Source organism: Desulfotignum phosphitoxidans DSM 13687 (genome assembly GCF_000350545.1).
Classification (GTDB): Bacteria; Desulfobacterota; Desulfobacteria; order Desulfobacterales; family Desulfobacteraceae; genus Desulfotignum; species Desulfotignum phosphitoxidans.
This window is the reverse complement of sequence record NZ_APJX01000001.1, coordinates 602,244-622,829: the sequence shown is the minus strand read 5'-3', so window position 1 is coordinate 622,829 and position 20,586 is coordinate 602,244. Positions and strand designations below refer to the sequence as shown.

Annotated in this window: 18 protein-coding genes and 1 pseudogene; 4 read left to right on the top strand and 15 right to left on the bottom strand. The window is 48.3% G+C overall.

Annotation, left to right across the window (positions count from 1 at the left end; genetic code table 11):
• Nucleotides 1–47: 47 nt before the first annotated feature.
• The gene (locus DPO_RS02960; RefSeq protein ID WP_006964177.1) at nucleotides 48–920 is read right to left on the bottom strand and encodes a restriction endonuclease; all 873 of its coding nucleotides are present in this window, start codon (nucleotides 918–920) and stop codon (nucleotides 48–50) included.
• Nucleotides 921–1,503: 583 nt separating this feature from the next.
• On the opposite strand from DPO_RS02960, the pseudogene ltrA reads away from it, so the two are divergent.
• Nucleotides 1,504–2,363 (top strand): annotated as a pseudogene (gene ltrA, locus DPO_RS26560) (group II intron reverse transcriptase/maturase); the annotation flags it as partial.
• A gap of 66 nt (nucleotides 2,364–2,429) precedes the next feature.
• Nucleotides 2,430–2,843 (top strand): group II intron maturase-specific domain-containing protein, encoded by a 414-nt coding sequence (locus DPO_RS26555; protein ID WP_236609894.1) that lies wholly within the window; start codon nucleotides 2,430–2,432, stop codon nucleotides 2,841–2,843.
• Between the two features lie 73 nt (nucleotides 2,844–2,916).
• On the opposite strand, the gene DPO_RS02950 is transcribed toward DPO_RS26555, so the two are convergent.
• The 5 genes from DPO_RS02950 to DPO_RS02935 all read right to left on the bottom strand — a co-directional run bounded on the left by DPO_RS02950 (nucleotide 2,917) and on the right by DPO_RS02935 (nucleotide 6,010).
• Nucleotides 2,917–3,483: a hypothetical protein gene (locus DPO_RS02950; RefSeq protein WP_006964173.1), complete on the bottom strand. Its 567-nt coding sequence runs from the start codon at nucleotides 3,481–3,483 to the stop codon at nucleotides 2,917–2,919.
• Between the two features lie 2 nt (nucleotides 3,484–3,485).
• Complete coding sequence (locus DPO_RS02945; protein ID WP_006964172.1) at nucleotides 3,486–4,280, bottom strand: hypothetical protein; 795 nt, start codon at nucleotides 4,278–4,280, stop codon at nucleotides 3,486–3,488.
• A gap of 117 nt (nucleotides 4,281–4,397) precedes the next feature.
• Nucleotides 4,398–4,574 (bottom strand): hypothetical protein, encoded by a 177-nt coding sequence (locus tag DPO_RS25475; protein ID WP_006964171.1) that lies wholly within the window; start codon nucleotides 4,572–4,574, stop codon nucleotides 4,398–4,400.
• 15 nt (nucleotides 4,575–4,589) lie between these two features.
• Entirely contained in the window at nucleotides 4,590–5,222 is a 633-nt protein-coding gene (locus DPO_RS23630) for a CFI-box-CTERM domain-containing protein (protein ID WP_006964170.1), read from the bottom strand.
• Nucleotides 5,223–5,338: 116 nt separating this feature from the next.
• The gene (locus DPO_RS02935) at nucleotides 5,339–6,010 is read right to left on the bottom strand and encodes a hypothetical protein (protein WP_006964169.1); all 672 of its coding nucleotides are present in this window, start codon (nucleotides 6,008–6,010) and stop codon (nucleotides 5,339–5,341) included.
• Nucleotides 6,011–6,098: 88 nt separating this feature from the next.
• On the opposite strand from DPO_RS02935, the gene DPO_RS02925 reads away from it, so the two are divergent.
• Complete coding sequence (locus DPO_RS02925) at nucleotides 6,099–8,792, top strand: hypothetical protein (protein WP_201765585.1); 2,694 nt, start codon at nucleotides 6,099–6,101, stop codon at nucleotides 8,790–8,792.
• Here the strand turns inward: DPO_RS02925 and DPO_RS02920 are convergent.
• The 4 genes from DPO_RS02920 to DPO_RS02905 all read right to left on the bottom strand — a co-directional run bounded on the left by DPO_RS02920 (nucleotide 8,725) and on the right by DPO_RS02905 (nucleotide 13,287).
• Nucleotides 8,725–9,801: a DUF4126 domain-containing protein gene (locus tag DPO_RS02920; RefSeq protein WP_006964166.1), complete on the bottom strand. Its 1,077-nt coding sequence runs from the start codon at nucleotides 9,799–9,801 to the stop codon at nucleotides 8,725–8,727. The genes DPO_RS02925 and DPO_RS02920 overlap by 68 nt on opposite strands.
• Before the next feature lie 116 nt (nucleotides 9,802–9,917).
• The gene (locus DPO_RS02915; RefSeq protein WP_006964165.1) at nucleotides 9,918–10,169 is read right to left on the bottom strand and encodes a hypothetical protein; all 252 of its coding nucleotides are present in this window, start codon (nucleotides 10,167–10,169) and stop codon (nucleotides 9,918–9,920) included.
• A gap of 15 nt (nucleotides 10,170–10,184) precedes the next feature.
• The gene (locus DPO_RS02910; RefSeq protein ID WP_083911963.1) at nucleotides 10,185–11,399 is read right to left on the bottom strand and encodes an IS91 family transposase; all 1,215 of its coding nucleotides are present in this window, start codon (nucleotides 11,397–11,399) and stop codon (nucleotides 10,185–10,187) included.
• A 457-nt stretch (nucleotides 11,400–11,856) separates the two neighbouring features.
• A complete protein-coding gene (locus DPO_RS02905) occupies nucleotides 11,857–13,287 on the bottom strand; it encodes a DNA methyltransferase (protein WP_006964162.1) in 1,431 nt (476 codons plus the stop codon).
• A gap of 242 nt (nucleotides 13,288–13,529) precedes the next feature.
• Between DPO_RS02905 and DPO_RS02900 the strand changes: the two genes are divergently transcribed.
• The gene (locus DPO_RS02900) at nucleotides 13,530–14,840 is read left to right on the top strand and encodes an ATP-binding protein (protein WP_006964161.1); all 1,311 of its coding nucleotides are present in this window, start codon (nucleotides 13,530–13,532) and stop codon (nucleotides 14,838–14,840) included.
• Nucleotides 14,841–14,984: 144 nt separating this feature from the next.
• Here the strand turns inward: DPO_RS02900 and DPO_RS02895 are convergent, their stop codons facing one another.
• The 5 genes from DPO_RS02895 to DPO_RS02870 form a co-directional block, all read right to left on the bottom strand.
• Nucleotides 14,985–16,421 (bottom strand): trimethylamine methyltransferase family protein, encoded by a 1,437-nt coding sequence (locus DPO_RS02895; protein WP_006964160.1) that lies wholly within the window; start codon nucleotides 16,419–16,421, stop codon nucleotides 14,985–14,987.
• A 21-nt stretch (nucleotides 16,422–16,442) separates the two neighbouring features.
• Nucleotides 16,443–16,946, bottom strand: coding sequence for a ferritin family protein (locus DPO_RS02890; RefSeq protein ID WP_006964159.1), 504 nt, complete (start codon nucleotides 16,944–16,946; stop codon nucleotides 16,443–16,445).
• A 321-nt stretch (nucleotides 16,947–17,267) separates the two neighbouring features.
• Nucleotides 17,268–17,753 carry a HyaD/HybD family hydrogenase maturation endopeptidase gene (locus tag DPO_RS02880; protein WP_006964157.1) on the bottom strand — a complete coding sequence of 162 codons (486 nt, stop codon included), beginning with the start codon at nucleotides 17,751–17,753 and terminating at the stop codon, nucleotides 17,268–17,270.
• 101 nt (nucleotides 17,754–17,854) lie between these two features.
• Complete coding sequence (locus tag DPO_RS02875) at nucleotides 17,855–19,492, bottom strand: nickel-dependent hydrogenase large subunit (RefSeq protein ID WP_006964156.1); 1,638 nt, start codon at nucleotides 19,490–19,492, stop codon at nucleotides 17,855–17,857.
• 78 nt (nucleotides 19,493–19,570) lie between these two features.
• Nucleotides 19,571–20,512 (bottom strand): hydrogenase small subunit, encoded by a 942-nt coding sequence (locus tag DPO_RS02870; RefSeq protein WP_006964155.1) that lies wholly within the window; start codon nucleotides 20,510–20,512, stop codon nucleotides 19,571–19,573.
• Nucleotides 20,513–20,586 lie beyond the last annotated feature (74 nt).

Here is a 20,586-nt window from a genome sequence, read left to right as displayed (position 1 = left end):
TCTCGTGCGTGGTATTCCATGCTATCAAATCTTGGCTCATTGGTGATTCACGAGGCTTCAAAAAAGTCAGAATCGATCTCCTTCACTTCGTACTGACTGTGAACCTGAACGCCGACATTATACTCATACATGAGATCAACAAGTCGCTTTCCGTCCACAAGAATAATCGTATGATGCGCCTCGCGGGCTTTCTTTATTGCCTTTTCATCAAAGCTGCTCGTTGTCACGAAGACGCCTTTTCTTGTGTCTCCACTCATCGCGCCGATGAAATTACGCATGTCGGTTTCCCGGACTTTGTTGTCAGTGTACCGTTTTGCCTGGATGTAAATCTTTTCCAGTCCAAGTTTGTCTTCGTCAATCACACCATCAATGCCGCCATCTCCAGTCTTAGACGTCTCGGTGAAGTCTCCATATCCCATTCTCTTCAGCAGGATGAGAATGACCTTTTCGAAATAGAAAGGATCCAATTCTCGCAGCTTTTCCAGCAATTCAGATTTTGCCTGGCCTTCAATTTTTGAAAAACCTGCGTCTATGAGATCCTGTGGAGATTGTTCTGTGGCAGGTGGCGCTTCTCCTTGTCTGGTCTTCTCGTCGGCGTAGAAGTCCATCAAGTTGGATTCAAGATCTCCCAGCGTTATTCCCCGGGTGCAGGCTTCCTTCCCTTTCTCCGTTATCTCAACCATACCTCGTTTGGGATAATGAACAAGACCGCCCTTCTTGAGATAGGACTTGCCCCACGCAATCCGGTTTTCAATCAGAATCTCACCACTCTTTGTCTTCTGCTGCAGCAAATCCTCAGGCAGATTCGAGTAATACTGTTCCTGGACGCGCTTCAAAAGTTCTCGATGGCGAAGGACCTCTCCCGTCCGCAATATCTTTAAAATTGGCATGAAAGTTTCATTGAACTTCGGTATTTCCATCTGTTTCATCTCCTAACGTTCGCATAACCGGCGGGTAATTGAGCGCAGCGAAATTACCAGTTCGCGTTGATGCGATGGTTGTGTGCCGGGCACGGCACACGTTCTTAAAAGTGAGCCAAGGTTACCATCCTTTTGATAATTTTGGCAAGTCTTAGACCCAGCCCGATGGAGGCGAAGGGTGTAGCGGCAAGCAACAGGGTACCGGTGACGGTGCTTCGGGAGGAAGCTGCCCTGCCGAGGCTGGGTGCCGCAAAGGTACGGGGTGACGAACAGAAATCGAGTCAGGCGTGCATTGTGGGACGAGCCTGCAACACAAGGCAAAGTCCTCTATCCATCTCAGGCAATGTCCGTATACTCGGCATCCATGTATCGAAAGACGTGTGTTTACCCCGGGAGATCTGCCACGCTGTCCGTTGTCCGGACTGACCGACTCGAAAGGGGAGGCGAGCGTGTGGCAGAAGTCAGCAGAGGGCATAGTATTCGGTGGAAACGAGCCGGGCCTCCCTCAATGAGGGAGAAGTATACCCGGAGGACTCACCCCGATGAAGGCCTGAACGGTGCCCGACTCGAATGGGACGGGTAAATGATAACGACAAGTAGGAGGAGCGTACTTATGAACATACGGCCACAGCAGATGGAAATGTTCACAGCGTTGCACCTGGCCGAACGTCTGGGGGCGAACGACCGGCTACTGGAAATAATCCTTGAACGCCGGAATATGCTCAGAGCCTTGAAACAGGTCCGCGCCAACAAAGGAGCCCCCGGAGTCGACAAGATAACCGTCGGCCAAATCGGCGGATACCTGAGACGGCATTGGCCCAAAATCAAGGAGGCTTTGCTCAATGGGAGCTACAAAACCTTGCCGGTAAGGCGCAAAGAAATCGACAAACCGGACGGCGGGGTCCGTTTACTCGGAATCCCGACCGTCTTGGATCGGATCATCCAACAGGCTGTCGGCCAGACTCTGGAACAGATCTGGGACCCGACCTTCTCTGATTTCAGTTATGGATTCAGACCCGGAAAGTCGGCCCATGACGCGATCCTGCAGTCGAAACGATACCTGTTGGACGGATACACTTATGTTGTCGACATGGATTTATCGAAGTTTTTCGACAGGGTGAACCACGACAGGCTGATGAGTCGCCTGGCATCCAGGATAAAGGATAAGCGCGTATTGAAACTGATACGCGGATACCTCAATGCCGGAACGTTGATCAACGGCGTGGTCACCTATGCGCAGAAGGAACGCCCCAGGGCGGCCCGCTCTCACCACTGCTTTCAAATATCGTCCTGGATGAACTGGACAAGGAACTGGAAGCAACAGGGCACAAATTCGTCCGATACGCCGACGACTTCAGAATCTATTGCAAAAGCCGCAAGGCGGCCGAGCGGGTGTACACCAGTATCACGAGGTTCTTAACCGTCAGACTTAGGCTGAAGGTGAACGAGGAGAAAAGCGAGGTCAGTCGACCCTGGCTGCGAAAGTTTCTCGGATTTACCTTCTTTCACATGTACGGGCAGTCCAAAATTAAGATTCATGCCAAAACCATCGAACGGTTCAAGCAGCGAATCCGAGAACTGACCGACCGCAATTGTGGTAAAAGCCTGGAGCAGGTTATCAAAGAGCTGAACGGGTACCTCAGGGGCTGGTGGAATTACTTTCGCCTCGCTGAAGCCAGACACAAACTGAAAGCGTTGAAGACCTGGATAATCAGGCGTCTTCGGTGTCTGGTCTGGAAGCAGTGGAAGAACCCCCGGACCAAGGTACGAAACCTTGAAAAGCTCGGTATCGACCATGAACATGCCATGACTTGCGGAAACGCCCGCAAGAAATACTGGCGGATGAGCAGGGTTAAATGGGTTGCTTACGCAATGCCGGGGCAGTATTTCATCAACAAAGGATTATATCTTCCCGGTAACTAACTTTCCTGATCAGCCGAACCGCCTTGGTACGCGATCCGTATGCCGGGTGGTGTGGGAGGGGGTAGCCGCGAGGCTACTCCCTATCCCCATAGCCTTTTGTTTGAATGATATATGGTGTCGATACGATAGTTTTGATATCAGGTAATGGATACAGTACCTTACATAGCATCGTCACCGGAATATTTATGTGCCTTTGCAAGGCTGGAGAAATTATTTCAAGAGCCTGCAAATTAGCGAGGAAATATTCGTTTTGAGGAAGTAGCGAATATGTTATTTCTCCAGATTTGATTTCATAAAATTGATTTAAGGCAGTTTTTGAATTTTTGTTTTCCCCCCATTGTCCAATAGACAATTCACCCTCAACCCAATAATTCCCAGGCACCATTCCTACTTCCAAGCTGTGTGTGGATTTTGGATATTGTTCAAGGGATTTTCTTGTAGCCTTGAGCATAACTTGATTTGACGCGGTATATTGCTTTGTAACTTGGCTATGAAGCTTCGATTTCAAGAAAGAAACTCCTGCCTGCGCATCCATACCTTCATTTTTAGAAATGACAGTACTTGGTGCCACGCCAGTTTCCTCTTCGTATTTCTCTGATAAGAAATCTATATCTAAATATAGAAGATTGTCGTATTTCATAATTATTTTTCTTTTGGCAATAGAACCTTTAATTCATTAACAATTTTTATATATTGACTTTGAAGGTCATTTACTTTTTTGTTGTATGTCATTAACGAACCTGATGGTGATTGGGCAAGAGAATGTAATTGAGAATACACCCCATAAAGTTCAACGATTTTTTTGTGAGCTTGAGGATACGGTTCATTTGGTTGATTTAATTTTTGAAGAAGTTCTTCTGCGAGTTTCTTTGACTCATCAATTTTTCTAATATCACCGTAAAGTTCAAATTTTCTTCTTTGTTCTCTGATATCATCACTAAAATCAGAATTATACTTATCCTCTATTGCTTCACGCCATACTGTTGAATATTGCTCACTCATCTCAACACATTTTATTGTCGACAAAGCCATAATAGAGTTGGCAAGTTTTAGATTTGCAATATATTCACTGCCATACTTGCTTTTGCTATAAAAAAAAGCACTTACACCTGTTACACATAATATCAATAGAGCTATAGATATTTTTTTCAGTGACGGCTTAAATAATTTTTTGATTTTATTTTTACTTTTTTGTTTAAAATGTTCCCTTCGTAATCTTTTCTCTTCATGCTGCTGTTTCGTGTTTTCATGTTTTTCTTTCTTTATTGCCTCTTGCTCTTTGGCTAATTTAGCTTCTTCTTTTCTTCGATTTTGTAACTTTTCGTACTTTTCATAGACTATGCCACACTTGGGGCATTCAAGCTCGGTTATAGCTTTTATATGACCACATTTTGGACATGAACGGTGGTAATTATCTGTTTTTTGGGTTGATGTCATTCAAACCTCTCTCATTTCGGCCTTTGGAAGGCTAACGCCCCGCATAACCGGCTGGGAAAAGCTGCATAGCGAAGCGGCGCGGCTTTTCCCAGTCCGAGTTAATGCGGATGTTGGGCCTTATTTGTTATAAAGCCAAGCTTCAGCTTTATTCATAGCCTCATTAGCAGAAGACGCTTTTCCGATATGAGACCAACCTCCCCATGAAACATAAACATCTCTATTGGACTGATCCCATTTTACTTCGTAGCTCTTACCTTTGCCTGATTTTACGCGACCGATTATCGTAGCTGCCATTTCAAACCTCCAGTCTCACTGATTATTCGAAGATAGATGATCAACAAATGGTTGAAGAACGAATTTCCTTATTAATTTCTTTAAAACTGGAACTTTGCTCAGAAAAATAGCAATTGAAGGAGATACTGTATAGTACACATTCACTAAAAATTTACCTAACTGAGATGGCAATAAAACGTTATCGCGGTAACTTCTCAATACAAGTACGTTACTGTCATTATACGATCCATAAATTTCAGTTGCCACAAAACAGCCAGACTTTTTAGGCGGGGGTGCATTCAAATCGCTTAACGGTTTCCCCGCTTGTGTAATTTCAAGCAATGGGCGTAACATGTGAAATAACTGATTCGAATTCTTGTAATGCTCCTGTTGGTCAACATCAAGATTATCAAAAGCATCCAAGGTTATTTTCGTGTATTTCTTTAAGTCCTCATAGGCATCGGTACCCGGATCTGGTTCGTTATCTTTATGTTTAAATGCATAGGCTGCTACTATAGTCCCCGCAGGCCAAATACGAGCAAATGGTTCTTCATCACAAGCCTCGAATTTTAGCGCCTCCTTGCAAAGTGAAATGGCTTCATCAAATTTATTCTGTCCAACCATCCTACTCGCATCTGCGACCATTGTTTCAAATTCTTCAGGTGTCATGTTTCCTCCTTTTTAGTTGTGTTGAGCAGATATGGTGGCCCAACGCCGCTTTTCAGCGGGCGCGGCTTTTTGCGATCCGCTGCAAAAGCTTTGTTATGCTACTTTCCAATATTCATTCAACGGTAAGAGAATGGAAGTGAGGTCTTAACCTCATCTTTGATATCGCTTTTTACTTGGCCCCAAAAGCTAATCCAGTCATTGGTGTTAGTTTTATTGATCACATTAAATTCTTCCTCAAAAATTGATACAAGCGTTTCCATTTTTTGTTGTGTTTTTTTAAACATCCTCTTGTTTAGCAAATATTGAATAGGAGATATAATAATTGCTAATATACAAAGGCCAATGAAAGCTAGGCCACCTGTAACTGAGATGATGGAAAGTAAAAGAATAGCAAGAAATGCATATCCGACAATTTTCATCGTAAAAACTTTCTTTTTCATTTCAATGCTTAAAATACCTTTTTTGAATGCCTCATTTAACGTATCTATATAGAATTCAGTTTCACTATCATTTTTATTCGTTATAGATACCCCAAAGTGATCTGTTTTTGGCTTATCACCTTTCTTTTCAATGGTAGATATTGTCAAAGAGATCCTTTGGGGATTTTTTTCTAAATAAAGCACTGTATTATCGATAATTTTTACTTTGTATTCTTCTTTAAAAAAAAGTTTTAACTCTCCCATAAGATTAAGTTGGCGAAGTTTTTTTTCAGCCATAATTAAAACCAGACGATTATCGATAAAGTCACAAATTGGTTCAAGTTTTTCAGAAATAGTTAGTTTAATCATGTGGCCTCCGCTATTCTTTTAGGTCTGGTTGTTTTGATAGAGAACTATTCAATAATTCTATGACCACAAATAACGGTTGGATTCAATAATGTCAATCGGTTACAACCTCAAAAATGCCATACTTGATCATTTCTTTATGATTGCTTTGCTCATTTTTGTTTTGACCGATAAGAAAGAAAAAATGACCAACATGCTGATAATCAAGCATCATGGGCTATATTACTTGATAGTAAAAATCAAAATTAAAGCTTGTAATGCCGGCCCGGTTTTGATAAAGTATTGCAAATACTCAGCTGGATTAGAGTATATTTGCAATACTTTATCAGGAGGTGCTGGTACATATGGAAACAACACCCGACCAGAAGCTGATTTCAGCCTTTCAGGAAAACAAGTGCTGGATGATCCAACCACTGGCCGAGCGAATGAACTACTCCATCCCTTCGGTTCGGCGGTTCCTGGCCAAAACCGGTTACTTCAGCAGTTTTTCCCACAATGGGAAATGGTACACCCTGGCTTCGATTCCCCGTTTCAGCAGCAAGGGTTTGTGGTTTTACCGGGATATCGGATTTTCAAGACATGGTCCATTGACCCACACACTGGTGAATCTGATCGAGAAAAGTACATCCGGGATGACAGCCGATCATCTGGGTCAGCTGCTTCGATGCCGCTGCCATGCTGTTCTGGTTCAATTGTACCGAAAGGGTCAGCTGCAAAGACAAAAACATGGCGGCTCCTATGTGTATTTGGCCGGCGATCCGATCAAAGCCGATGCTCAGAAAAAAGCGCTTCAAACCGAACCTGCACCCCTGCCGGCGGAGTTGGCTGTGCAGATCCTTGTGGCATTTATCCAGAATCCCGGTACAGATTTGCAACAGCTGGCCAAATCTGTTTTGCAAAAAACAGGGGCACGAATCAGCACTGCGCAGATTCAAATGCTTTTCGATGCACACGGGTTAAAAAAAAAGGCCTGAATTCCGAAGCCAAAGCCTGGCTTGCACTGCGCCAGAGTTTGATCCGGCTTTATCACGATACACTGCCGGGGGCATTGTTCCCGAAGCCGCCGGTCGTAAGGTTCCGGCCCGAAGAAAATCGCTGTTCCTGCGGCAAGACTCTTTTTGTCCAGAAAACCAGACGGAAAACTGTGTTTTGCATGACCGGTCCCTTTAAAGCCCATGAAACTCTGCACTACTGCCGGACATGCCGGCAGGTTCACCGATCGAAAGATCTAAGGAACATTGTTCCCAGGTGTTGCAATGTGGCCTGGGATGTCCTTGTTTTTGTGGGTAAAAGCCTTTTCCAGCGTTGCCTGACAATCGATCAGGTCTGCCATGAATTGAAGCTCAGAAACATTGATTTGAGCCATTCAGAAGTCACGTACCTTGGGCGAAAATTCATCATCTATCTCGCACTGGCGCACCGGCAGGCCACACCTCGCATTGAACAGGCCATGAACCGCAATGGTGGATACATATTGCACTTGGACGCTACTCATGAAGGAGATGCACCGGTACTGATGACCGGTATGGACGGTCTGAAACAGATTGTACTGGGCAATGTAAAAATCCCCAGCGAACATGCCGATCATATCGTGCCTTTTCTTGAGCAGCTTCAAAACAACTACGGAAACCCCATTGCCTGTGTCCATGACATGGGGACCGGTATCTGTAAAGCAGTAACCCAGGTTTTTCCCGGTATCCGGGACTTTGTCTGCCATTTTCATTTTCTGCGGGATGCCGGAAAGGATCTGCTCGAACCCTCTTACGGTCAATTGAGAAAAACCCTGCAAAAACATGCCGCCACCACCCGGCTGGGTGAAATGATCCGGGATCTTCTCCAGCGGATTGAAGCCCAAACTGTTGATGCGGGGCAACTGAAAAATGCCATCACAGAAGACCCTGCTGTAGAAAACATGAATCTGACATCTTTGGTTTCGATCTATTCCCTGTGCCTGTGGTGCCTGCAGGGCAAAAAAGAGGGAAACGGTTATGGATTCCCGTTTGATAGACCACTTCTGGCCTTCGCCCGCAGAATTGTGAAGTTGAACAAAAATCTTCCGATCATGCAGGATCAGGTCTCCCATGTAGACCGAGTCGGAAAACGGTTGTTTTGCAAGCTTAATACACTGACAAATGATCTCTGTGGTGATCCTAATTTCAAGCGATCTGTTGACGATCTTGAATGGCGGACCATTCTATTTGATGATCTCCGGGAAAAAATGCGTATTGCCGATCCTTCCGGACGGAACGGTTTGAATGATGAAGGATCGCACAAATCTATGAAAAGTATCCGAAAAGCCGTCCGCCGATTCCGTTCGAAACTTGATAAAAACGCCAGATATAAAAGAGATCTGCTTTGCCAAAAGCTGGCCAAACAGATCGACAAGTACGATGAACGACTGTTTGCAGATCCTATCGATATCGATACCCCGTCCGGAAAAATAACCATCCATCCCCAGCGCACCAATAATCTGCTGGAACAATTTTTTCGGGGTCTGCGCCGTGATCATCGAAGAAAAACCGGTGATAACTCCATGCGGCGGGTCTTGCATGCAATGCTGGCTGACACGCCCTTGATAAAAAATCTGAAAAACCCCGAATACATGCACCTGCTTCTGAATGGGAAGGAAAATCTTGAAGGACTGTTCGCAGATCTCGAAATCAATGGATATGAAGCAACCTCTTCAACTTCTCCTACCGATCGTGTATTGCCGGGCTTCAGGAAATTGATAAAAATAGACAATCTGCCGGAGAAAATTTATCTGGCTTTGGAGAAATGTTCATGATTCTACAAAATCCAACTGAATTTTGTGGCCATAGCAATAATTCAATAAGTTTCTCAAAATGAGATTGTCTGTCTTTGGTGTAAACCAATCGAGTTTCTTCGTTGCCATGTTGAATAGTTAAATGATTGAGAATAAGCTTTTTGTTCATGCTGATTTTATTAATTTGGGCCGGTTCAAAATTTATTTTTGGAAAACGATTCCCTTTCTTTGTCAAGAAAAACAACTCGTTGTCAATTTTGCATAAAAAACCTAACTTGTTTCTCGCAATTTTAGAACCTTTTCCTGAAAAGCAACGAACGCAAAAGTTCCCACCACCAGAAAAGAGTTCGTTTGTGATGATTTTATTGTATTTTTCAGGAACTATATCTGGCTGGATTGTTAATTGGACGCCTGGTTTTTTAAGTACAATAGCTCGCCATAACGCCATGATGCCAAGGAGCTCCATTCTTAAGAGGCGAAATATTTTTGGGGCAAAATATACAAAACCAATCAAGAATAATACGGATACAACAAGAACTACGGCTGGATGCTTCAAGGCCAACCAAGCACCACAAATGACAGCAACATCTTCAACGATGCTTAATGCCCCATTACTCAATGGCTCAGGGCTATGGTTGGCTGCCAACCTAATGCTTGCTTTAGTTGAGTGTGAAGAGAGTGCTATGCCACCGCAAAGCAAAAATATTGATATTTCTATTATTGGGTCAACCGTTCCAATTGCTTTAATGCCTATTACAGCCGCCCCAATCGGGCGGATAAAAGTGTGAATGGAATCCCAAAGGCTGTCTACCCAAGGTATTTTATCAGCGAAGAATTCAAGTGTGTAGGCTATTCCTGCGGCAATAACTATATAAGGGTGTGCCAAAACCGTCAGGGCCTCTAAGTGTGGCGGAAGAGTGATAAGGTCATATCTTACACCAAGGCCGACTGTTAAAACAGTTGCATAAAGGTTAATTCCTGCCACCAGTGCAAGCCCCAATGAACTACCAAGCAGGTTTATGATCTCCATCCTTTCCCTCCGCTTCAAATGCCAGGTTCATTTTTTAATTACTATAGCAAACGTTCAGTTGAGCGGTGATCACATAGCCAAAAAAATGCCGAATCGCATCCGTTCGAACTGATTTGTTACATTAACCGGGTCGAAGCCCGGACGTTTGGTTCCTTGGTGTAAAGTAAAAGACGCCAACCATTCATTTCCGGATTTGACTGTAGAAAGTTGGTTCCATCCTCTACCATATTTGTAATATCCTTTGCCTTTTGACTGCTTTTCTGGTCGATTCTGCATCCGTATTGCTCAAAAATCCTGTTGATATCTTTGTCTGGGCACAGTCCACCTATGTGATCGCAGAGGCTGTATTCGGATTTAAAACTGATCATGATAGTTCTCCCAGGCTATGTTGTATCCATTACAGCAGCAGGGTCTGCCAGGTCGGTTTCATCAACAATGACGTTCCCGCGGCCATCTATGATCAGGACGGTTATCATATTGCCTTGTTCGCAGTGCGGACATATCCGGTTTTCTTCCGGTGGGGCCGCAGGCTTTGAAGTTTCAACTGCCAGATCCCGACGAATGGATTCAATGTTGGTTCTCGCCTTTCCGTTGGCCAGGAACCCGTAATACCGGATGCGGTGAAAATGTTTGGGCAGCACATGATACAGGAACCGCTCCATGAAGGTCATCACAGGCAGGGATGTGATTTCCCAACGGGCATCTTTCTTCGTGTTCTTGAACCAGAATTCGATGTTGCCGTCTTTTTCGGCAATGATCCGGTTATTGCTGATGGCGCACCGGTGGGTGTATCTGCCGATATACTTGACCACTTCTTCGGGGCCTTTAAAGGGCGGTTTGGAGAAAACCACCCATTCCAGGGGGATTTCATGGTACAGCCACTGGCTGAAGGTGTTGGGATCTGCAAGAAAACTCAAGTTGTCCGGGAACTTAAGCTTATGGTGGATCTCTTTCAGTCCCTCCAGAAACTTTGCCCTGAATACGTTTGACAATGCCGTTACCGGGAACAGAAAACTGCTGTGGTATTTTGGTTCGACCCAGTGGCCGTCAGGGGCGATTCCCCCTGCGGTTGTGATGAAATGGACATGGGGATGCTGCCACATCTTTCCGCCCCAGGTGTGCAAAAGTCCGTAAAATCCTATGGTGGCGCCCAGACGTTTGGGGTTGTGTCCGAAGTCCAGCAGTGTTTCTGATGATTTTTCAAACAACAGGTCATACATGACTCGCCGATTATACTGGCAGATGGGGTTGAACTCATGCGGTAGTGTAAAAACACAATGGTGATACGACACAGGCAACAAATCATTGCTTCTTGCATCAACCCATCGTTTCTGGGCAATATGGTTGCAGCCGGGACAGTGGCGGTTCCGGCAGGAGTTGTATCCTTTTTCCATGTGGCTGCAAGTGTCGCAAACCTCCCAGTGGGTGCCGAACTCACCGCATCGGCAATGCTCAATATCGTACATGACCTTATGCTGCCGTGGATGGAGTCGGTGTACCGATCGAAATTGATTACCATGTTTCCTGAATATATCACCAAGGTTTGGGCTTGATTGAAGCTTTTCCGGAAGTTGTGTATGGCTGCAAAGCGTCGTCATAGGTTATCGGAGCCCAAAGCAGAGGAGATAAGGGGGCAGCACGGTGCAAGAATTATGACAGGCGTGGCAGTTGCGTCTTTTTGCAAATGACATGACTGGCGAAATTCTTGCGGGAGGGCTGCCCCCGTTCTCCGGTAAAGTTATCTCCATAGGTGTTTAAAAGCTTTGTTTTTCAAACGTTTAAAATTCTGTATAGCCTTTAAAATAGGCGATGTCCGCCGACTAGGCTTAATGTAACAAGTTGTTGAGCTGATCTGGATATCATGATTTTTCCAATAACAAACTGGATAACAAAAGAATTTGAAGCAACTCCAGATCTGTATACCGCCTTAATAGCTGATTTGATTCCATATCAGATGTCTTTTCTCAGGTAAAGCAATTTTAATTTTAAAAATATCATACGCACTCTGTTCATTATTCACAGACATTTCCACCGGCATGGGAGACTGAACCTGCATCATGCTTTCCCCTGCTGGTTCAGAATGATCACATACCGGCTGGTAACGCCCAGGATATCTCGTTTCTGCATGGCTGAAACGATGCCGGGGCTGAAGCGCTGGGAGGACAGGGGGGCCTGGATGATATGGGTGTGATACCATCCTGTTTTGTTCAGGATCTCCAGGTAATCGTCGATGAGGATGCCGCCCTTGTGTGTTTCAGCCATTGCCGGGGTGTTCTGAAAATCCCGCCAGTCTGCATTGATAAACGCCAGCCGGGTCTTTTTTTTGACATGTTTTTTCATTCGGGCAAAAAACGCCGCCAGAAAATCCAGATAATCGTTTCTGGACAGTCCGGAAATGCTTTTTTCATCATACTCCCCGGCTTTTTTATCAAAGTAGGGCGGATCAAAAATGACCAGGTCTGGTTTTCCCTTGGCGCTCACAGGCCAGGACAGCCCTTGATCCGAAGAGATCTCCCAGGTGAAGGGTTCGATTTCCGGGCGGGTATCGGGCCGGTCCTCCATGTCGAATGCCCAGCACCGGCGGTTCATGGCAAGGCAGGTGTCCGGGGTCACGCCGCCCCCGGCCATGGGGTCCAGGACCAGGTCCCCGGGCTGGGAAAAATAGCGCAGGATATGGGCGACCAGCTGGGCCGGGATTCGGCCGGGCCAGTCATCCCCGAACCGGTCGTCACAGTCATTGAATTCCCACTGGTCCCAGGTCCGGAATCCCCAGCCAAGTGCTTTGAACCGGTCATGATCATTTTTGCCCTCCAGGGCCAGGGACCAGACCAGAGGCTCGGGCCAGCCGTGCTTTTCAGCCACCTGGGCCACGGTGAATCCCCGGGATAAATCGGCATTTAGGAGATTTGGCAATGTTGCCAAATCTCCTAAATGGTTATGTATCGTTTTCTGATTCAGGCCCAGCCGCTGTGCCATCCGGTCCTGGGGCATGCCCAAGTGGTGCATGCGGAATATCTTGATGTCCGTGTCCATCTGGGTGGCGGCACGAAGATCGGCGATGTAGCCGTCCACAGTTCGTCTGGCCCGGCCGACAGCCTTTCCGATCTCCGCAGAACTGAGGCGGGGGTTTCCTGAATATGCCCGGCGGGCTGTGTCCCTGGCTTCTTCTTCTGTCAACTGTTTCGGCCCGATGGCTTTGGCTGCTGCATACAGCAGGGGATCATCCCCGGCCAGATCTTTGATAATGACAGTGACCATTTCCACGCCTGTTGCCTTGTAGGCGTGCCATCGGTGTACCCCGTCCAGATGGCGGTAGAAACCGGGTTTGTCAGGAAAGGGTTCCACCTCGATGGGATCAAAGGCAATCCCATCCCGGATGTTTTCGGCAAATATGGCCACCCGCCTGTGATCGACTGCTTTTCTGGGATAAATCGACTCATCCAGAATGATGGAAGAAAGAGGAATTTGTGTCGATGTCAGGGCCATGACAGGTTATATCAACCTTTTAGTTTTATTGGACCTTTTTACCAGGTTGTTTCGCTGATTTGATTCCTTATCAGATGTTTTTAGTCAGGTAAAGCAATTTTATAAATATCTTTTGGGACCTTATATGAATAAACAATAGTTTCTTGAGTTTTCACGCTGGTATAATAGAAACAACATTGACTTTCTACGTTTTCATGTTAACATCAGTACCTGATTTTGATAATGGCAAGGAGGCTGCGTTTATGAAACGGCTGGCTGCAAAACAGATTCTCGAGTGGAAAGATGCGTCACGGCGCAAGCCCCTGATCATTCGAGGGGCGCGTCAGGTGGGTAAGACCTGGCTGGTTGAAAACGTTCTTGCCGGACAGTTTGACCGGTTTGTCAAAATCGACCTTGAAAAAAGGCGTGATATCCATACCCTCTTCGAGGACAATCTTGATCCTGAAAAAATTCTGGTCTATCTGGAATTGGAAGCCGGCAGAATTATTCCCGGTAAAACACTGCTGTTCTTTGACGAGATTCAGGCCTGCCCGCGGGCCATCATGGCCCTGAGGTATTTTTACGAGCAGATGCCTGAACTGCATGTGATCGCTGCCGGATCACTGCTGGAGTTTGCGTTTGGCGACATATCCATTCCCGTCGGACGGGTCCAGTATCTATACATGCATCCCATGACATTTTATGAATATCTCAATGCTGTAGGCAAAGAACCGATGGCGGAGTTTATACGCAAATCTCCGTCTGAAGTGGACCCGAAAATTCAGAAAAAGATCCTGAATGAATTGAAGATCTATTTTTTTGTCGGGGGTATGCCTGAATGCATCAAGACTTACCGTGATGCCGGCTCGATGATCGAAGCATTTGCTGTCCAATCGGAAATTCTTGATTCATATCGCGATGATTTTTCCAAATATACGCCGAAAATGGATATTACCTGCCTGGATGCGGTGTTTCTGAATGTTGCCCAAAATATCGGGCGGCAGTTGAAATATACCCGCCTCAATGCAGGACATTCCGGGCAGATGAATCATAAAGCGTTTGATCTGCTGGTAAAGGCAGGGCTCATTCACAAAATTCCGGCCTGCGATCCCACGGGACTGCCTTTGGGAGCCACAGCCAATCACAAGAAATTCAAGGCCACCATGCTGGATATCGGGTTGTTGCAGCGCATCTGCCAGGTTCCCGTGGAATTGGAATTCAGACAGGAAAATCTTTTGGCCATGTATCGCGGCCTCCTCGCAGAACAGTTTGTCGCCCAGGAAATGCTGGCCGGAAAAGATGGCTCCGGACTGTATTACTGGGCAAGGGATGCCCGGAGCAGCAGTGCCGAAGTGGACTATCTGGCGGTACGTCAGGGAACGATTTATCCCGTAGAGGTGAAATCCGGCGCCGGCGGAAGTTTGAAAAGCCTTCATCTGATGCTTGAAAAATATCCCCACTGCCCTGAGGGAATTGTGCTTTACAGCGGGATTTTCAAAAAGCTGCCGGAGCAGAAACTGACATTCATGCCTTTGTATTGTGCAGCCGGGTTGGAATATAAAATATTATCTTGAATTTCCACAAATCAATGTGTGAAATTAAAGGAGGTGATCAGTATGGCGACGCACTTATTCAAAAGGGATACAAGGCTCAAATACTGATTTTTTAATTTGCGCCATGGCCAGCAGGGGGATGACATCTTCAGGCAGATCGCCGGGTTATTTCCATGCAGCCTGCATCCGGTCCAGTTCCTGGATCACTTTTTGGTCCAGCGGGGCCGGCCGGTGTTTCATTTTTTCAATGGTCAGCTCCTGGAGCCGCTGTTCCATTCTCTTCTCCCCCTTGCCTTTCCATTTTTCATAAATGTCGCGTTCAAACAGATCCGAGTACTTGATCTCCCTGAAGTGGTCCATGGTATGCTTTTCCTGGAGATAGTGACCGCCCGGTCCCACCTTGTGGATCACATCCAGTGCAAGGGTTTCCCGGGTGATGGGAATGCCTTTCATGTAGTGCTGGACGGAGGTGACAATGTCATTGACCAGTACCATGAATTCCGGTGAAACCAGGTTGCCGTGATCCATCCAGGAGCTGCAGTCATGGACCAGGCCGGATCCTGCGGCCGCTGCGCTCAGGCATTGAAAGGCCGCTTCCGCGCCTGCCTGGGCATCACAGAACTTGGCATCCGTGGCCCCTGCCGTCCCGAAAAAGGGCAGCCGGTAATGCTGGGCCATCTGGGCCAGGGCCGCGGTCATCAGGCTCAGTTCCGGTGCGCCATAGGAGAATATGGATGTCCGCATGTCCATGATGGTTGTAAAGGCCCCGTAAATAAACGGGGCACCCGGCCGGGCCAGTTGATGGATCACCAGTCCGCTCAATGATTCTGCACTGGCCTGAACCAGTATTCCGGCAAAGGTGGCCGGGGCGGATCCACAGGCCTGGGGGGCAGGAAAGTTGATCAGGGGAATCTTTTTTTCCGCGCAGAAAAGAATCTTGTCCACGGCAGGATCATAGTACACCAGGGGCGAGATGGGTTCTGAGTAGTGGACCAGGCAGGGGGCATTTTCAAATGCTTCCTGTCCGCCGCACATCAACAGGGCCATCTCATGGATATCTTTGACACTGTTGGTGTCCTTGCAGCAGAAAACCAGGGGCTTTTCACAGTACTGCAGCGTCTGCCGGGCCACCACGCGGTCGGCAATGTCTGCATCCACATCATCGGCCATGCCGATGGTCATGCACCAGTCAAATCCGGGCAGTGCATCACAAAGCGCTGCCGTTGTTTCCACATGGTCGCTGTTGAAGCGGGTGCGCTCATGGGTGACGGGATCCATATAATCGATGCAGTCCAGGCTGGGACCAAAATAGGATTTGTCCCGTTCCAGGGTCACCGTTCTCTCTCCGGTCCGTTTGCCGAGAACCACCCGTTTCGGGGCCTTCCGGATGGCATCCTCCACCAGCCAGGACGGAATTTTTACCCGGTCCCCATTAACGGTTGCCCCGGCATCCGCCAGAAGTTCCAAAGCCTTTGGATGGGTCAGCTTGATCCCCGTTCGTTCCAGAACATCCAGGGTTGCCATATGAAGCTGGGCGATCTGATCGTCGTTAATGACTTGAAGTCTGGGTTTAAAGTAAAGCTCATCTGTAAACATACCCATTTTTTTCTCCTTTTCCCATCATTAAAATGGCCAGAAACTGTTGTCCTCCCAGATCCGCTGATTCAGATCTTCCTGGAGGGTCAGCAGCTTTTGCAGATGGGTCTGTTCCCAGGATGACAGCCATTGATAGAGCTTTTTTTCCTCTGGATCCGTGGTGGCGTCAGCCCGTTCCCCATACAGTTTGACCGCTTTTTGTTCAAACGCCACCGCGGCCGTGATGGCGGTCGCTTCAAATCCGGCCGTGTTGATTTTGTTCTTCAGGTCCTGACTGAGAATGGGCGGCGGCGTGTCTCCGGTCCCGTTGGCTTCATACCCGCCGGCCGCAAATTTACCGCTCTGCATGATGGATTTGAACTGTGCCTCCAGCATTTTCATGTGCTGGGCTTCCTCGGTTGCCAGGTCGTCGAAAAAACGTTTGACTGCCTCATCCTCCGCCTTGTCCCGGGCGGTCTCATACAGGCTTTTGCCCTGACGTTCCATCAGAAAGGCGCTTTTAAGGATATTCAGTGAATTTGATTTTTCCATGGGGGCGATCTCCTGTTACGTTCCGTTTGAACCGGTTACAAGTTGTGTTCCGTGCCGTCAGATTCTTCTTAACATCTTTCATCGGGGCATTCAACTTCAAAAGCCGGGACAAGGGTCCTGTCTGAGAATTTTCCTGAAACGGTTGAGAGAAAACTCGCAAGGTCGAAGTTGTATATTGCCGCTACATCACGGATCGTCATGAACAGAAAAGTACAGCAGATACATTCGTTGGCCTGTTCGTCAAATGATTTGAATACGGCAATCGTGTTCTGATGGGTGGATACGATATCAAAAATGGTCATATCCGGATGGATGTTCATGTCAGATTTTTCGGGTATAGGTCCCTCCACTGAGAACAATCTCTTCCAGCACCTTTTCGATCAGGGCCGGCAGCCGGGACCGGATCAGGGGTGTCAGGTTTTCATTAAGGGTGTTCAGGTTTTGGGGCTCGATCCCAATGATGGTGGTTTCCGGCACATGGTCCAGGGCCTGGCACAGGGTCAGGGCTTCGATGAGGTCCACCTGGTGAAGGGAGTTTTTGGCCAGGATCCGGTGGGGGATGTCCTGATGTTCCAGGCGGTGGAGGTCCCCGGGCCGGCCGTGGTTGATGACGGTATCCACCACAATGAGGCGGCCGGCCTGGGAGATGATCCCTAAAAGGTTGATCCCCAGAACCCCGCCGTCCACTATGGAGACATTGTCGGAAAAGTCATAGCCCTGTGACAGGGCTTCCACCACACGGATGCCCACCCCGTCATCCTGGTACAGGATGTTTCCCACTCCCAGCACGGTGATATTATCTGTCATATGTTCAAATCTTTTTTTGTATGGGTCTGTTTCAATGTGTCCGGTGCCGGCGGTACAGGCTGCCGGCACCGGATGTCCGCGATCGGTTCAGATGATCAGTATCAGATGACCCGGACCTTGTATGTTTCATTGGTGTGGGGATCGATCACATGGATGGCACAGGCAATGCACGGGTCATAGGAATGGACCGTGCGCAGGATTTCCAGAGGCTGTTTGGGATCCGCCACGGGGGTGCCGATCAGGGAATTTTCCACCGGCCCTTTCTGGTTTTGCGCATCCCTGGGTCCTAAATTCCAGGTGGAGGGAACCACATACTGGTAATTTTTGATCATGCCCTTGTCGATTTCGATCCAGTGGCCCAATGCCCCTCTCGGGACATCATTGAGCCCGTATCCCATGCCCGTGTCCGGCATGGTCCAGGGCTGGTAGATCTCTTTATCCCCTCTGGCGATATTGGTCCGCAGTTCATCAATCCAGGTTTCCATGGCATTGCCCACCACAGCGGTTTCAATCCCTCTGGCAGCGGTCCTGCCCAGCGTGGAGAACAACGCCTCCGTGCCCACGCCCAGAGTGGAAAGGACATGGTCCACCAGCTGTTTCACATCTTTCTGGCCCCGGGTGTAGGCCACCAGGTTCCGGGCCAGGGGACCCACCTCTGCGGATCTGCCGTCATACCGGGGGGCTTTGATCCAGGAGTACTTGTCATCCGTGTTATATGTGACCTCCGCCGGTATGGGTTTGGTTTCACCCTGATAGGGATGTCTGGATTCTCCGGGTTCATACCAGCCCCGGGTGACATCTTCGGTGATCAGATTCGTGTCCAGGGGTTTGGGTGTAAGGTCCCCCATCAGGACCCCGCCGGGCAGCAGCAGGTCGTCGTCCACGCCTTTGCGGGGAAAATCCCCATACGCCAGATAGGTGGCGTTGTTGCCGCCGATGCCGGCCCAGTCCTTGTAAAATGAGGCCACGGCCAGAATATCCGGGATATAGACCTGGTCCACAAATTCTTTGGTCTCTTTCCAGATCCCGTAAAATTCATCGAGCCGTTCAGGTGTCAGATCCCCGATACAGGTGACACCGCCCACCACCAGGGACTGGGGATGGGGGTTTTTGCCGCCGAAGATGGCATGCATCCGGGCGGCTTTGGCCTGGAGTTTCAGGGCTTCCAGGTAATGGGAGGCGGCCATGAGGTTGGCTTCAGCCGGCAGCTGGTAGGCGGGATGCCCCCAGTAGGCGTTGTTGAATGGCCCCAGCTGGCCGCTGTTGACAAAGGTCTTTAATTTGTCCTGGACCGTTCTGAAATAATCGGCCGTTCCGGGACGGCCGCTGACATTTTCCGACAGTGAAGCGGTTTTCACCGGGTCGGCAGACAGGGCGGACACGATGTCCACCCAGTCCAGGGCGTGCAGATGATAAAAATGCACGATATGGTCATGCTGGTACTGTGCCCCGTGGAGCAGGTTCCGGATGATCCGTGCATTGTCCGGGATGGTGATGTTGCAGGCCGCTTCCACGGCCCTGGCCGATGACAGGGCATGGACATAGGTGCACACCCCGCAGGACCGCTGGACAAAATGGTGGGCATCCCTGGGATCGCGGCCCTTGAGCATCATTTCTATGCCCCGGAACATCTGGCCTGAACTCCAGGCATCTTTGACCCGGCCGTTCTCCACCTCCACTTCAATGCGTAAATGTCCCTCTATTCTGGTAATGGGATCGATAAGGATTCGTTGGCCCATAATCATTTTCCTTTCTTTTGGTATCGGGTTTCATACCCGATTTTTTCTGTAATTCGTATTTTCAATGGTGCTATGTCATCAGGTTTCTTCGTAAAACGGGGTCATGGTGTCCCAGAAGCCGGGTTCACTGCACCCGATACAGGGGTGCCCCGCCTGGATGGGAAAACTGGTGCTGTCATTGAATTTTGCGGTAGGACAATTGTTATAGGTTTCCGGACCTTTACATCCCAGATCTAAAAGGCAGTAGCCCATTTCCACCTCTTTGGACCCGAATTCCGTGGCAAATTCGAAATTTTCATAATGTTTCAGCCGGGGACACCGGTCATGGACACTCTCACCATAGGCAAACAGGGGCCTGCCGTATCCATCCATTTCCATGGGTTCATTGTTCAGGTATTTGAGAATGGTGCCTAAGAGGTTCAACGGATTCATGGGGCAGCCCGGCAGGTTGATGGCCGGCGCGCCAATGGCATCGGTGACTCCTTTGTATCCTCCGGGGTTGGGAGCGGCGGCTGCTACCCCGCCGTAAGCGGCACAGGAGCCGATGGCAAGGGTGACAGCGGCATGGGGGATGACATCCCAGGCGATGTCCAGAAAGGTTCTGCCCCCGACTTTGCCGTATGCCCCGTTATGGGCCGTGGCAATGGCCCCTTCCACCACACAGACAAATTTGCCGTCATACTGTTTGACTGCATTGTGAAGGTTTTGCTCTGCCTGATGTCCGGATGCCGCCATGATGGTTTCATGGTATTCAACTGAAATGGTTTCCAGGATGATCCCCCCCACATCCGGGGTCCGTAAAAATGCCTCCGAACACCCGGTGCATTCACCAAAATGCAGCCAGATAACGGCCGGCCGCTGTGCTGCGGCTGCCTCGATCTGTTCCGCCACCTTGCCCACGCAGGAATAGGACAGGCCCATGGTTGCGGTGAGGGCGGTACAATACTTGAGAAAGTCCCTTCGTGAGACCCCTTTTTTCTCCAGGTTGTCGTAAAATTCGATCTGCTGATCTGTTTTCATGGCACCTCCATTCGTTGTTGGATTGTTACACAATGCTGCAGACATCTTTTTTCATACCCCGGGATGCCACTGAA

Coding starts and splice junctions, on each gene's coding strand:
- DPO_RS02960 (WP_006964177.1), bottom strand. CDS start 920: ATGGAAATACCGAAGTTCAATGAAACTTTCATGCCAATTTTAAAGATA.
- DPO_RS26555 (WP_236609894.1), top strand. CDS start 2,430: ATGTACGGGCAGTCCAAAATTAAGATTCATGCCAAAACCATCGAACGG.
- DPO_RS02950 (WP_006964173.1), bottom strand. CDS start 3,483: ATGAAATACGACAATCTTCTATATTTAGATATAGATTTCTTATCAGAG.
- DPO_RS02945 (WP_006964172.1), bottom strand. CDS start 4,280: ATGACATCAACCCAAAAAACAGATAATTACCACCGTTCATGTCCAAAA.
- DPO_RS25475 (WP_006964171.1), bottom strand. CDS start 4,574: ATGGCAGCTACGATAATCGGTCGCGTAAAATCAGGCAAAGGTAAGAGC.
- DPO_RS23630 (WP_006964170.1), bottom strand. CDS start 5,222: ATGACACCTGAAGAATTTGAAACAATGGTCGCAGATGCGAGTAGGATG.
- DPO_RS02935 (WP_006964169.1), bottom strand. CDS start 6,010: ATGATTAAACTAACTATTTCTGAAAAACTTGAACCAATTTGTGACTTT.
- DPO_RS02925 (WP_201765585.1), top strand. CDS start 6,099: ATGTCAATCGGTTACAACCTCAAAAATGCCATACTTGATCATTTCTTT.
- DPO_RS02920 (WP_006964166.1), bottom strand. CDS start 9,801: ATGGAGATCATAAACCTGCTTGGTAGTTCATTGGGGCTTGCACTGGTG.
- DPO_RS02915 (WP_006964165.1), bottom strand. CDS start 10,169: ATGATCAGTTTTAAATCCGAATACAGCCTCTGCGATCACATAGGTGGA.
- DPO_RS02910 (WP_083911963.1), bottom strand. CDS start 11,399: ATGACGACGCTTTGCAGCCATACACAACTTCCGGAAAAGCTTCAATCA.
- DPO_RS02905 (WP_006964162.1), bottom strand. CDS start 13,287: ATGGCCCTGACATCGACACAAATTCCTCTTTCTTCCATCATTCTGGAT.
- DPO_RS02900 (WP_006964161.1), top strand. CDS start 13,530: ATGAAACGGCTGGCTGCAAAACAGATTCTCGAGTGGAAAGATGCGTCA.
- DPO_RS02895 (WP_006964160.1), bottom strand. CDS start 16,421: ATGGGTATGTTTACAGATGAGCTTTACTTTAAACCCAGACTTCAAGTC.
- DPO_RS02890 (WP_006964159.1), bottom strand. CDS start 16,946: ATGGAAAAATCAAATTCACTGAATATCCTTAAAAGCGCCTTTCTGATG.
- DPO_RS02880 (WP_006964157.1), bottom strand. CDS start 17,753: ATGACAGATAATATCACCGTGCTGGGAGTGGGAAACATCCTGTACCAG.
- DPO_RS02875 (WP_006964156.1), bottom strand. CDS start 19,492: ATGGGCCAACGAATCCTTATCGATCCCATTACCAGAATAGAGGGACAT.
- DPO_RS02870 (WP_006964155.1), bottom strand. CDS start 20,512: ATGAAAACAGATCAGCAGATCGAATTTTACGACAACCTGGAGAAAAAA.